At 66.1% G+C, this 12,808-nt stretch carries 12 protein-coding genes; 6 read left to right on the forward strand and 6 right to left on the reverse strand.

The genetic code is table 11. The features are described 5' to 3' along the window. Window positions 1-53: 53 nt before the first annotated feature. The 4 genes from QE399_RS19015 (at window position 54) to QE399_RS19030 (ending at window position 5,042) form a co-directional block, all read left to right on the forward strand. Window positions 54-1,010 (forward strand): ketopantoate reductase family protein, encoded by a 957-nt coding sequence (locus QE399_RS19015; RefSeq protein WP_309832200.1) that lies wholly within the window; start codon window positions 54-56, stop codon window positions 1,008-1,010. Between the two features lie 380 nt (window positions 1,011-1,390). After that, window positions 1,391-2,584 carry an ABC-three component system protein gene (locus tag QE399_RS19020; protein WP_309831238.1) on the forward strand — a complete coding sequence of 398 codons (1,194 nt, stop codon included), beginning with the start codon at window positions 1,391-1,393 and terminating at the stop codon, window positions 2,582-2,584. Beyond that, window positions 2,581-3,069 carry a three component ABC system middle component gene (locus QE399_RS19025; protein ID WP_309831240.1) on the forward strand — a complete coding sequence of 163 codons (489 nt, stop codon included), beginning with the start codon at window positions 2,581-2,583 and terminating at the stop codon, window positions 3,067-3,069. Before QE399_RS19020 ends, QE399_RS19025 begins: the two co-directional genes overlap by 4 nt. Then, window positions 3,066-5,042 (forward strand): DUF3732 domain-containing protein, encoded by a 1,977-nt coding sequence (locus QE399_RS19030; protein ID WP_309831242.1) that lies wholly within the window; start codon window positions 3,066-3,068, stop codon window positions 5,040-5,042. The genes QE399_RS19025 and QE399_RS19030 overlap by 4 nt, the downstream gene beginning before the upstream one ends. A gap of 330 nt (window positions 5,043-5,372) precedes the next feature. On the opposite strand, the gene QE399_RS19035 is transcribed toward QE399_RS19030, so the two are convergent. Both QE399_RS19035 and QE399_RS19040 read right to left on the reverse strand, forming a co-directional pair. Continuing rightward, complete coding sequence (locus tag QE399_RS19035; protein WP_309831244.1) at window positions 5,373-5,501, reverse strand: hypothetical protein; 129 nt, start codon at window positions 5,499-5,501, stop codon at window positions 5,373-5,375. A gap of 39 nt (window positions 5,502-5,540) precedes the next feature. Continuing rightward, complete coding sequence (locus QE399_RS19040) at window positions 5,541-6,425, reverse strand: AraC family transcriptional regulator (protein WP_309831246.1); 885 nt, start codon at window positions 6,423-6,425, stop codon at window positions 5,541-5,543. A 148-nt stretch (window positions 6,426-6,573) separates the two neighbouring features. Here QE399_RS19040 and QE399_RS19045 point away from each other — a divergent pair, with 148 nt between their 5' ends. Beyond that, the gene (locus tag QE399_RS19045) at window positions 6,574-7,644 is read left to right on the forward strand and encodes an aldo/keto reductase (protein WP_309831248.1); all 1,071 of its coding nucleotides are present in this window, start codon (window positions 6,574-6,576) and stop codon (window positions 7,642-7,644) included. 135 nt (window positions 7,645-7,779) lie between these two features. Here the strand turns inward: QE399_RS19045 and QE399_RS19050 are convergent, their stop codons facing one another. The 4 genes from QE399_RS19050 to QE399_RS19065 all read right to left on the reverse strand — a co-directional run bounded on the left by QE399_RS19050 (window position 7,780) and on the right by QE399_RS19065 (window position 11,684). Further along, a complete protein-coding gene (locus QE399_RS19050; RefSeq protein WP_309831250.1) occupies window positions 7,780-8,949 on the reverse strand; it encodes a mandelate racemase/muconate lactonizing enzyme family protein in 1,170 nt (389 codons plus the stop codon). A 41-nt stretch (window positions 8,950-8,990) separates the two neighbouring features. After that, the gene (locus QE399_RS19055; RefSeq protein ID WP_309831252.1) at window positions 8,991-9,701 is read right to left on the reverse strand and encodes an SDR family NAD(P)-dependent oxidoreductase; all 711 of its coding nucleotides are present in this window, start codon (window positions 9,699-9,701) and stop codon (window positions 8,991-8,993) included. After that, the gene (locus tag QE399_RS19060) at window positions 9,691-10,671 is read right to left on the reverse strand and encodes a Bug family tripartite tricarboxylate transporter substrate binding protein (RefSeq protein WP_309831254.1); all 981 of its coding nucleotides are present in this window, start codon (window positions 10,669-10,671) and stop codon (window positions 9,691-9,693) included. Before QE399_RS19060 ends, QE399_RS19055 begins: the two co-directional genes overlap by 11 nt. A 74-nt stretch (window positions 10,672-10,745) precedes the next feature. Continuing rightward, on the reverse strand, window positions 10,746-11,684 hold the full coding sequence (locus QE399_RS19065; protein ID WP_309831255.1) for a dihydrodipicolinate synthase family protein: 939 nt from the start codon (window positions 11,682-11,684) through the stop codon (window positions 10,746-10,748). Between the two features lie 122 nt (window positions 11,685-11,806). On the opposite strand from QE399_RS19065, the gene QE399_RS19070 reads away from it, so the two are divergent. Next, window positions 11,807-12,793, forward strand: a complete 987-nt coding sequence (locus tag QE399_RS19070; protein WP_309831257.1) for a LysR family transcriptional regulator — start codon at window positions 11,807-11,809, stop codon at window positions 12,791-12,793. The last annotated feature ends 15 nt before the right edge of the window (window positions 12,794-12,808 follow it).

The raw sequence follows: 12,808 nt of genomic DNA on the forward strand, positions 1-12,808 counted from the left end.
CGCCCATTCGTCCGCCAGACCCAGGAGCCCCGATGCCTGCCCACCACACGCCCATGGCTGAACCCACGTCCCCAGCGACACCCACCACCGCGACCCCGTTGCTGCGCATCGCCGTGCTGGGCGCGGGCGCCGTGGGCTGCTACTTCGGCGCCCTGCTCGCGCGGGCCGGCCATGCCGTCACGCTGATCGGCCGCCCGGCGCATGTGCAACAGGTGCAGGCCCACGGCCTGCGCCTGCAGACCGCCAAGCTGGATGAACAGGTGCCCCTGGCCGCCACCACCGAGGCCAGCGCGGTGGCCGGCGCCGACGTGGTGCTGTTCTGCGTGAAATCCACCGACACCGAAGACGCCGCCCGCCAGATGCGCCCGCACCTGGCCCCGCACACCCTGGTGCTCACGCTGCAGAACGGCGTGGACAACGACGAGCGCGTGCGCGCAGCGCTGGGCACCGGCGACGACGCCCCGCCCGTGGCCGCCGCCGTGGTCTACGTGGCCACCGACATGGCCGGCCCCGGCCACGTGCGCCACCACGGCCGGGGTGAGCTGGTGATTGCGCCGTCACCGGTCAGCAATGCGGTCGCGCAGCAGTTCAGCGCCGCAGGCATCGCCACCGAATTCTCGGACAACGTGCGCGGCGCGCTGTGGGCCAAGCTGGTGATCAACTCCGCGTACAACGCCATCTCAGCCCTGTCGCAACAGCCTTATGGCCGCCTGGTGCAGACGCCCGGCGTCACCGACCTGATCGAAGACGTGGTGGCCGAATGCCTGGCCGTGGCCGAGGCGGACGGCATCCGCATGCCGGGCGACGTGCGGGCCGCCGTGCGCGGCATCGTGGCGACCATGCCGGGGCAGTTGTCCTCCACCGCGCAGGACGTGGCGCGCGGCAAGCCGAGCGAGATCGACCATCTCAATGGGTATGTGGTGCAACGCGGGGCGGTGCTGGGGGTGGCTACGCCGCTGAATCGGGCGTTGTGGGTGTTGGTGAAGTTGGTGGAGGCGAAGAGGGTTTGATGCCGTGCAGTTAATGCCAATTTGAACTGCTGCTTTAGGCTGGAAGCGGCAGTTCCTCAATGTCCGCTACTGAGCAGGCTGTCGCGCCGGCAGGCATCTGTCAAATGCCCTTGGTCAGCTCTCGAACGCGGCTGCCGCCGCCGGAATTGGCAGTCCTGCATAGCGCGCCGGTTCCTCATAGACATCCAATTCAACGCGCGCTAAAAACAAGGCGATCGTGCTCGCGCGTCGCCTCGACGCACGTCTGGCTCCACTTTCTGTATGTTTCCTGGAGCTATACGTGCGTCAGTGACCATGGCGCCAGCGTCGGCAGGACCTGAAAACCTATGACATGGGCATCAGGTGCCCGTGACGGGTTGTGGGCAAGCAAGGGAGGACAAGTGGCAACGCAAACAGACAAGTACGCTGCCGGCGAGCAAGGACTCGGCTACGTCTATCAGATTCGCTTCGCGCTCGCGCACCTAATGAAGCAGGACGAGAGCCAAGCACTGCTAATCGAGGCCGACGACGATGTCGAACTGAGAGACGTTGAGGGCAAAAAGACGCTGATTTCGCTGAAGCACAAGCAGGTCGGCGAGACCGTCGGCACGCTGTCGACCGATTTTTGGAAGTCTGTCCGTATCTGGCTCGACCGGTACATCCGCGACGGCAACCTCGCCTGCGACCACTCATATTGCATGGCAACGACGGCGCGCGTAGGTCCAACCTCACTGCTTCGGTATTTCCTAGCCGGCGCCGATGTCAAGCCAGCGGACTTTGCAAAGCAGCTTGTCGCAGAGCTCAAGGGCTCGAGGGCGGCGCTGAGTGCGCAGATTGATACCACGTTCAGCTCGTTGACCTCTGCCCAACAGGACGACTTCCTGGCCCGCATCGTGATTGCCGACAGTTCACTGCGGATCATGGAGCTCGACACCGCCTTTGCCCCGCTGCTGCGGTCGGTGGCGGCCAAATTCCGCGTCGATGTCCGCGAACGCATAGAAGGTTGGTGGCTCAGGGAAGCCATCGAGCTGATTCAGGGCGAGCGCAAGCCCATCACCGGCGCAGAGGTTTGGGCGAAGTTCGCGCAGGTCAACAGCGAGTACTACGACGAGCGTCTGCCAATCACCTTCGACGACGCGTATCCAGACCAAGAAATCGACGCGATGAAAGACACGCGTCAGTTCGTCGAGCAGTTGCGAGCGATTGGCATGTCCAGCGACAGCCTAGAGATGGCCATCCTAGACTTCTACCGTGCGTTCTCACAACGCGCACACTGGACCCGAGTTAACGCCCTTGTAGGCGGCGAGATTAGGAAGTTCGAGCTGCGCCTGATCGAAGAATGGAAGCGCGCCAGAGGTTGGGCTATGGTGAATGCGCCTCAGAACGAGGCCGAGTTCCAGGCAGCAGGTCGCCAGCTATATGACTGGGCCGAGAACCAGTCCAAGGGCTTGCAAATCCGCAAAGACGTCACGGAGGACTTCGTTCGCCGCGGCAGCTTTCACATCCTCGCAGACGAGAAACCGCTGCCTCGTGTGCACTGGCATCCCCAGTTCCTTGAGCGCCTGAAGGCTGCCACGTCCAAGGTGCCTGCATGAGGGACTGGTCATATCGCCCTTTTGAGGAGCGCAACCTCTTCAACCCGGCTTTCTGTGCGGTAGTCTTGGCTGCAGCCATTCGCGAGTACGAACGCGTTGCGAGTAAGCCCATGCCCTACTCCTTGACGCTGCTTGTGCTGCCGATGTGCCTTCACCAGGCCTCGAGAGAGGAGATTCTGGAGAACAAGAGGCTATCCGTTCTGCGTGTATTTGCGCTTCGCCCGGACCTGCTGATCAACTTCGCTGAACGGGCACGGTCGCTGGTCCAGTACGCCACAGAGGCCTTCGCACTGCTCGCAAGCAAGGGCTGCATCACTGTAGGTGATGACGGCTGCATCAGCCTCATTCCCAGACGAGTGGCACCTCGGCCGTTGAACACCGACGACACCGAGAGGTGCCGTGCCGCCGCAATCGTCCTCGGTCGCGATTTCGCCCAGATCAACGACCGCGTGACGGTCTACACCAGTTTGTCCATCCGCCCATGAAGATTGCTTCGATTCACATCTACAGCCACGACGGCCGCAGGCGCGACCTCAACCTGAATCCCGATGGGCTGAACATCATCACTGGCCTGGCCTCGACGGGTAAGTCGTCCCTCTCGGACATTGTCGAGTACTGTATGGGCGAGGACGAGTGCAAGATAGCGGAGGGCTTCATCCGCGAAAAGGTGTCCTGGTTCGCGGTCACCTTCCAGTTTCCGCACGAGCAGGTGTTTGTCGCCAAGCCCAACCCCAAACCGGGTCAGGTTAAATGCTCGCTCGCAATGGTTACGCGCGGCAGGCGGATTCAGACGCCGGATTTCCACGCACTAAAGGACAACGGTGGCGACGAGCTTGTCCATGAACTACTATCGTCGCTGCTAGGCATCCCAGAGACCAAGACACCGGTTTCTGAGCGCAGCAGTCGCACCGGCTACTCCGTCAACGTCAAACACACGGCTTTCTACCTCTTCCAGAAGCAAGGTCTTGTGGCCAGCAAGGAACTGCTGTTCTACAGACAGGCAGAGGAATATCTTCCCCAGACTATCCGTGACACCTTTGCCGTCCTTTTTGGCATCTCCAATGTCGGCGACATGGAGACTGAGGCGAACCGACGCGCGACGCAGCGCGAGCTGAAGATTGCTCAGAAAGAGCTGAAGCTGGCACAGGAGACAGAGGATGCGCTGGACACGCGCGGCGTGGGTCTGCTGGCTGAAGCGCGGACTGTGGGTATCCCCTTCAGCAACTCGCCAGGCCGTGCCGGACCGGGCATAGACGGAGCCGAGAGTGATCTGGTCGCATCCCTCAGAGAAGTCCTTAGCTGGCGGCCTGGGCAGATAGCACTTATGGCCGAGAGTGAAATGGCGAAGCTCCAGGCGCGTCGTTCAAATCTGCGGGCAGAGCGCCGCCAGGTCCTGGACCAGATTGCATCCGCGCAGAGGTACGTCAAAGGGGCGTCCGACTTCCAGACCGAAGCCCAGGAGCAGCGTTCCCGCCTTGAGTCCATCAATTCGCTACCGCGTGCGTCGAATGGCGCCTGGCAGTGGCCGTTCCTGAAAGAGGAAGACGCCCGCATGGATGGCATTGCTCAATCGCTGATGGCCGAGCTATCGAGCCTGGACAGCGAGCTTGAGCACGTTGGCGGCGCTCGCCCTCGCCTGGATGAGCACCTGGCAGCGCTCACGGACCGCTCTAGCCAACTGAAGGACGCCATCCGTGAGGTCGAAATCGCCCTCAACGCTGCGATCCAGACCGATGAGAAGGCAGCAGCGCAAGAGGACGCCAACGCGCGTGCTCTGAAGGTTCAAGGTCGAGTCAGCTTCTATCTGGACAGCTTGAATCCAAGCAATGTCATCAGCACGCTGAAACTCAAGGTCGAGCGGCTACAGGCGAAGCTCGACCAGATTAACCAGAGTGCGGGCACCGTCGACGATGCAGACGAGCGTATGGAATCGGTCATTACCCACATCTCCAACACCATGACCTCGCTGGTGAAGGAGTTCAAGGCCTTCTTCTCGGAGTTTCCGTTCCGGCTGGATATGCGCAACCTGACCGTGGTGGTGCAGCGTCCCGGCAATCCAGTTCCGATGATTCGCACCGGCGGCGGCGCGAACTGGTTGGCGTATCACATCTCGGCTCTGCTGGCCTTGCACCACTACGCATCGGAAAACCGCGTGCCTATTCCTCGCTTCCTGATGCTGGACCAGCCGACGCAGGTCTATTTCCCGTCGCAGACTATCTATGAATCGGTGGCGGGGGATGCGGAGCAGGTCAAGCGCGTGGACGCCGACCTGGAGGCCGCCAAGAAGCTGTTTGAGACACTGCTGAACTACACGAAGGAGTTGGTCCCGGGCTTCCAGCTCATCGTCACCGAACATGCCAACTTCGCTGATGACTGGTTCCAGGACGCCCTGATCGAAGAGCCGTGGATGAATCCGCCGGCGCTGGTGCCGCAAGACTGGCCCAGCTGGAACAAGTAAGGCGACGATGGTGTTGCCATCCATGCCGCCGAGATCAACGAGGAACACATCAAGGTCAGCGTCGAGGAAATCAGCTACGAGCTAGAGTACGGCAACGACTAGCGCGCTCGCCCGAGGCTCTGGCGCCGGTCAACTAAGGCTTTGAACGACCGCTTAAGGGCTTCAAGTCCTGCAAAGCGAAGGACCGCAACCGCTGCATAGCAGCCTCATATCGGACCACCCAACAGGATGCAGCCACAACAAGAGTCAAAAATGAATGGCCGCAAATCGGACACTCAATTTCATAGCTACTAGCGCTTACCCCATAAGCGCTAGCGCCCTATTTCCCCCTCAAGATGCCAGCGCACGCATCTCGACAATCAGGTCCGACTTGCCCTCAAAGCCGATGCCCGGCAGCGGCAGCGGCAGCAGAAGCGTGACGTGACCGCCCTCTTTCACCCATCGATCGGCACCAACCATTGCGCGTCTCTCGCCAACCTGCAGCTTTCATGATCAGCGTTACCCCGCCCGCAACCGCTGCGCATCCTTCGCCGGCGACATGCCAAACGCGCGCCCGTAGTCCCGGCTGAACTGCGAGGGGCTTTCGTAGCCCACGTGAAAGCCGGCGTTGGCGGCGTCCATGCTTTCCGCCACCATCAGGCGCCGGGCTTCCTGCAGGCGCAACTGCTTGCGGAATTCCAGGGGGCTCATCGATGTCACGGCCTTGAAGTGGGCGTGGAAGCTGGAGCGGCTCATGCCGGCCACCCGGGCCAGGTCGTCGATGCTCCATGGCTGCGCGTAGCGCTCGCGCAGCCAGGCGATGGCACGGGCGATCTGGTTGAGGTGGCTGTTGGCCTGGGCCATCTGCCGCACCAGGCCGTTGCCCGGGCCGGTGAGCAGGCGGTAATGGATCTCGCGCTGCACCAGCGGCGCCAGCTCGGCAATATCGGCGGGCGTGTCCATCAGCGCGGTCAGGCGCACGGCGGCCTCCAGCAACTGCGGCGTGGTCTGCTCCAGTCCGATGCCACGCGGCGGCGGCATGCCGCTGCCGCTCTCGGGCGCGGGGTGGCGCAATGCCAGGTCGCTCAGCAGCGCCATGTCCAGATCGAGCACCAGGCAGAGATAGGGCTGTTCCGCGCTGGCCTCGATCACCGAGCCGGTCACGGGCAGGTCCACCGAGGCGATGAGGTAGCGCGCCGCGTCGTACACATAACTGGTCGAGCCCAGCAGCGCGCGCTTGCGGCCCTGGGCCACCAGACACAAGGTGGGTTCGTAGACCACGGGCATGGGCAGGGTCGGCTCCGAGGCACGCACCAACGACACACCGGGGATGGCCGTGGCATGGGTGCCATCGGTGGCGGCATGGCGGCCCAGAAGTTCGACAAGGGTGGCGAGCGGGTGCATGGCGGCATTGTCCACCCGCCGCGCGGCGTGCGAACGGCGCGCTGGAGGATCGTGCAAGAACCAGAGACGAACGGTCTACGCCGTGCAGAGGCATGCGGGCAAAACTAGAGCCCATCAACGACCTACCGCATGACAAGGAGCTTTCCCCATGGCATCTTCCAACGCACTCAACCACTACCGCCTGCTCGGACGATCGGGCATGCGCGTCTCGCCCATCGCCCTGGGCACCATGACCTTCGGCACCGAATGGGGCTGGGGCGCCGATGGCACCGAAGCCGGCCGCATCTTCGACCTCTATGTGGAGCACGGCGGCAACTTCATCGACACGGCGGTCAACTACACCGGCGGGGCTTCCGAGCGCATGCTGGGCCAGTTGATCAAGGGCCGGCGCGACCGGCTGGTGCTGTCCACCAAGTTCACCATGGCGCGTGACCCGGCCGACCCGAACTCGGGCGGCAACCACCGCATGAACCTCATGCGCTCGGTGGAGGCCAGCCTGCGGCAGCTGGACACCGACCGCATCGAACTGCTGTACCTGCACGCCTGGGACTTCACCACCTCGCCCGACGAGGTGATGCGCGGCCTGGACGACCTGGTGCGCAGCGGCAAGGTGCTGTACGTAGGCATCTGCAACACGCCGGCCTGGCAGATCGCCCGCATGCAGACGATCGCCGACCTGCGCGGCTGGGCGCCGCTGGTGGCGCTGCAGATCGAGTACAGCCTGCTGGAGCGCACGGTGGAGCATGAGCTCATCCCCATGGCGGCGGAACTGGGCCTGGGCGTGCTGCCCTGGTCGCCCCTGGGCGGCGGCGTGCTGACGGGCAAGTACGGGCGGGCCGACCTGGCGCAGCAGGCCGAAGCCGGCGTGTCGGCTTCGCGCAAGGGCGTGATCGCCTCGTCGGGCCACATGACCGCCCGCGCGCTGGACATTGCCGATGCCGTGGGCCAGGTGGCGCAGCAGATCGGCGCCACGCCGTCCCAGGTGGCGATCGCCTGGACGCTGGCCCAGCCGGCCGTGACGGCCCCGGTGATGGGCGCCCGCACGGTGGAGCAGGCGCAGGACAACCTGAAGGCCCTGGCGCTGAACCTGACCGACGAGCACCTGGCCCTGCTCGACCAGGCCAGTGCGCCCGCGCCGATCTTTCCGGAGCGTTTCATCGGCATGCCCATGCCGCAGCGGCTGATCTTCGGCGACTCGCAGGTGCGCCGTCGCCGCTGACCGACGCGGCTTCAGGGCGCGGTGCCGGTGGCCGGCAGCGCCTTGCGGGGCCGGCCAGCATCCTCTGGGCGACGGGCCATCAAAATTGATAGCTGCCTGCGCTTATTCCATAAGCGCTAGCGCCTTATTTCACCCTCAAGATGCCAGCGCGCGCATCTCCGCGGCCAGGTCCGACTTGCCCTCAAAGCCGATGCCCGGCAGCGCCGGCAGCGTGACGTAGCCGTTCTCCACCTTCACGCCATCGGGGAAGCCGCCGTAGGGCTGGAACAGGTCGGGGTAGCTTTCGTTGCCGCCCAGGCCCAGGCCCGCGGCAATCGCCAGCGACATCTGGTGGCCGCCGTGCGGGATGCAGCGGCTGGGGGACCAGCCGTGTTCCTTGAGCATGTCCAGCGTGCGCAGGTACTCGACCAGGCCGTAGCTCAGCGCGCAATCGAACTGCAGCCAGTCGCGGTCCTTGTGCATCCCGCCGTGGCGGATGAGGTTGCGCGCGTCCTGCATGGAGAACAGGTTCTCGCCCGTGGCCATGGGGCCTTTGTAGACCTCGCCCAGCTTGGCCTGCAGTTCGTAGTCCAGCGGGTCGCCGGCCTCTTCGTACCAGAACAGCGGGTACTGCGACAGGGCACGGCCGTAGTCGATGGCGGTTTGCAGGTCGAAGCGGCCGTTGGCGTCCACAGCCAATTGCTGGCCGGGGCCGAGGATCTTCAGCACCGACTCGATGCGCTCGCAGTCTTCGGCCAGCGTGGCGCCGCCGATCTTCATCTTGACCACCGAATAGCCGCGGGCCAGGTAGCTTTCCATTTCCTTCTTGAGACCGTCCAGGCCCTTGCCGGGGTAGTAGTAGCCGCCGGCCGCGTAGACGAACACGCGCGGGTTGGCCGGCGTGCCGTTGCCGTAGCGCTCGGCCAGCAGCTGAAACAGCGGCTTGCCCGCGATCTTGGCCACGGCGTCCCACACGGCCATGTCGATGGTGCCCACGGCCACCGAGCGTTCGCCGTGGCCGCCGGGCTTCTCGTTGATCATCATGCGGGCCCAGACCTTGTGGGGGTCGAGGTTCTCGCCGGTTTCGTCCACCAGGCTGCCGGGTTCGGCCTCCAGCACGCGCGGGATGAAGCGGTCGCGCATCAGCGCGCCCTGCCCGTAGCGGCCGTTGGAGTTAAAGCCGTAGCCGATCACGGGCTTGCCATCGCGGATGACGTCGGTGACCACGGCCACCAGGCTCAGCGTCATCTTGGAGAAGTCGATGTACGCGTTGCGGATGTCGGACTTGATGGGACGGGTGGATTCGCGGATATCGACGATTTTCATGGTGGTCGTGGCGGTTGAGAAAGCGAGAAAAAAGAGAGGGATCAGCGGGCGAGCGAAGAGCCCCCGCAGATGGCGATGTCCTGCCCCGTGATGGCGGCGGCAGGCGTTGAAAGAAGAAAGCCGACCAGCGCGGCGATCTCGGCCGGTTCGATCAGGCGGCCGATGGGCGGCAGGCGCGGCGCGCTGCCCGCGCGGGCCGGGTCGCTCAGCATGCCGGTGGCGGTGGCGGCGGGCGAGACGACGTTGACCGTCACGCCCTGCCCCGCCACCTCGGCCGCCCAGCTGCGCGCCAGCGCGATGAGCGCGGCCTTGGTGGCCGCGTACTGCCCGCGCCCGGCCATGCCCTGCGCCACCCGGCTGCCGATGAAGACCACGCGGCCGCTGCCGCGCTGCGCCATGCCCGGCACCAGCGCATCGGCCAGGCGCGTGGCCGCGTCCACATGCAGGCGCCACATCAGCTCGCCGCCGGCATGGTCGAGCTGGCCCAGCGGGCCCACGCGCAGCACGCCGGCGGCGTGCACCAGCGCATCCACCGCAGGCAGTGCGGCGGCCACGCGGGCAATGTCCCCGCCGTCCGCCAGGTTGACGGGCCAGTGGGCGAAGCCGCCGTGCACGATGGCCGGCTGCGCTACGTCCAGGCCGCTCACGCGCCAGCCGTCGGCCAGCAGCGATTCGGCGATGGCGCGGCCGATGCCGCTGCTGGCGCCGGTGACGACGGCGTGGCGCGGGGCCCGTCCCTGCTCATTCGGCACGGATGTTCCCTTCGGTCACGATCTTCTGCGAGCGCTCCATGTCGGCGCGCTGGAACTTGGCGAAGTCCTCCACGCTGCCCGGCGTGGGCAGCAGGCCCTGCTCCTTGAGCTTGGGTGCCATCTCGGCCAGCGCCTTGTTCACCTCGGCGTTGAGGCGCTGCACCAGCGCGGGCGGTGTCTTGGCGGGCGCCCACAGGCCGTACCAGCTGTAGAACTCGTAGCCGGGAATCGTCTCGGCCACGGTGGGCACGTCGGGCAGGTTGGGCACGCGCTGGTCGGATGTGACGGCCACCACCCGCAGCATGCCGCCCTTGTGGTACTGGAGGGAGCCGAGGATGGGGTCGATGAAGCCGTCGATCTGCCCGCCGATCAAATCCTGGAAGGCTGGGGCCGTGCCCTTGTACGGAATCACCAGGTACTGGATGTTGCCCGCGCGCTTGAGCAGTTCGGTGGACAGGTGCCCGGCCGAGCCGATGGAGCCCACGGCGAAGGTCATCTTGCCGGGGTTGGCCTTGGCATAGGCCAGCAGCGATTTGATGTCGGTAATCGGCAGGTTCTTGTTGATGGCGACCGACAGCGGCGCCTTGGCCACCAGCGCGACGGGCGCGAAGTCCTGCGTGACGTTGTAGGGCACCGTCTTGAGCGTCATCGGCGCCGTGGTGTGCGTGGACGCGCTGAACAGCAGCGTGTAGCCGTCCGCCGCGGCCTTGGCCACCGTGTCGCCGCCGATCACGCCGCTGGCGCCGGGCTTGTTCTCGATCACGAAGGGCTGGCCCGTCTGGTCGCTGAGGCGCTGGGCCAGCATGCGGCCCACCACGTCAAGCGTGCCGCCCGGCGGGAACGGAATGACCACGCGCACGGGCTTGTTGGGATAGGCGGGCGCCTGCGCGATGGCGCCGGCCGCCATCGCGAGCGTGGCGGCACCGAGGACGGTACGAAGGGCCGTGCGGATGAAATGTTGGCGTTGCATGGTGTCTTGTCTCCTGTCGGTTTTTTATAGGGACCCCACGCGCAGGGGATGTGCTCCCCTGCGCTGTCTGCCGCTCAGCGCTTGAGCAGCCCGGCCTGCTGGACGGCGGCGCGCAGCGCTTCCACTTCCTTGGCGTTGGGCGCCTCGGTGGGGGGGCGCACGGTGGCGTCGTCGATCACGCCGGCCAGGTACATGCCGCCCTTCATGCGGGCATGGGCCTCACCGGTGGGCTCGCCGCCGCCGTAGACCGCGTCCTTGAGCGGGGTGATGACGGCCTGCACTTCCATGGCCTTCTTCAGGTCGCCCGCCTTCACCGCGTTCCACAGGTCGATGATGAGCTGCGGGATGAAGGTGGCAAAGCCCACCAGCGCGCCGTCCACGCCCTGCACCATCGAGGCCAGCAGGTATTCGTCGTGGCAGGTCAGGATGGCCTTGGAGGCATCGGCCTCGCGGATCGCCTGGATGTCGCGGGCGTACTTGTTCATGTCGCGCTGGCCCACCTTGAAGGCCTGCAGGTAGGGCAGCTTCGCCAGGTCGGCCAGCAGTTGCGACGAGTACGAAGCGCGCGTCCAGGCCGGGTACACGTGGCAGACCAGATCGGCATTCGGCGCGGCCTGGTGGATGGCCTCGAAGTACTGCAGCGCATGGCCCGGCGTGAAGCCGAAGCGCAGCCAGTGGTGCGGGGGCATCACGTCCAGCGCCACGGCGCCCGCCTCGACGGCGGCACGGGCGTGGTCGGCCGCGTCCTTGAGGCCTTCGCAGACGATGGACGAGATCACCGGGCAGCGGCCCTTGAGCTCGTCGGCCACGATGCGGGTGACCTCCGCGCGCTCGGCCGGCGTGAGGGAGAACACCTCGCCGGTGTGGCCGTTGGTCATGATGGCGACCACGCCGTCGTGCCCGGCCAGCCACGAGGCCAGCTTGCGCAGCGCGGGTTCGTCGATGCGGTGGTCCGGGGTGAAGGGGCACGAGATGGCGGGGATGATCCCGCGATAATTCGCGATGGCAGGCATGGGCTCTTGTCTCCGTTGGAAAAGCTGGTGAACGACAACGGAGGGGATGATTTCGCACCCGGCGCGGCCCGTCCAATACCCGAAACGCATACAACTATCCAGCAGCGGAGACACGCACCACCATGGGACCCGGCAACCGCCCCCTCGACCTGGAATGGCTCGAAGACTTCCTGGCCCTGGCCGACGCGGGCAACTTCTCGCGCGCGGCCGAGGCCCGCGCCATCGCCCAGCCCGCCTTCAGCCGGCACATCCGCGCGCTGGAGGACTGGGTGGGCGTGGAGCTGTTCGACCGCAGTGCGCACCCGGCCGCTCTGACGCCTGCCGGCCAGCGCTTTCGCCCCCTGCTCGAATCCGTGCTGGCCGACCTGGAGGCCGCGCGCATCAAGGCCCGCGCGGCGCACGACCAGGCCGCCGCCAGCCTGCGCTTTGCGGCCACGCATGTGCTGTCGCTCACGTTCTTCCCGCGCTGGCTGGGCACGCTGGAGGCGCAGCTGCGCCTGGGGCCCATCCAGACCATCTCGGACAGCTACCACGCCTGCGAGGACGAGGCGCTGCAGCGGCGCGTGCAGTTCGTGCTGTGCCACGGCCACCCCGAGGTGCCGGGGCGGCTGGACGATGCGCAGTACCCGGTGCTGCGCCTGTCCGGCGATGTGCTGATGCCCGTCTGCGTGCCGGCAGCGCCGGGCTCGGGCACGCCGCTGCACGCCATCGAGCCGGCGCCGGAGGCGGCAGCGGCGGGCAGCGGTGCGGCGCCCTTGCCGGTGCTGGCCTATGGCGAGGCCTCGGGCCTGGGCCGCATCATGCGGGCCCGCATGCGCGGGGTGTTCGGCGACGGCACAGGCTCGGCCATTGCGCAGGGCGTGTCGGTGGTGTTCACCGCGCACCACGCCGCGCTGCTCAAGACCATGGCGCTGGAGGGCCGCGGCGTCGCCTGGCTGCCGCAGAGCCTGATCGCCGACGAACTGCGCACGGGCACGCTGCTGCCCGCAGGCGACACGGCCTGGAACGTGCCGGTGGACATCCGCCTGTACCGCCAGCGCGCCGAGATGGCACCGGCGGCCGAGGCGCTGTGGACGCTGGCGGCCGGGGCGGCTGCGCCGCGCGGTTGACGGCGCGGCTGGACG

It is taken from the genome of Paracidovorax wautersii, assembly GCF_031453675.1.
GTDB lineage: Bacteria > Pseudomonadota > Gammaproteobacteria > Burkholderiales > Burkholderiaceae_C > Paracidovorax.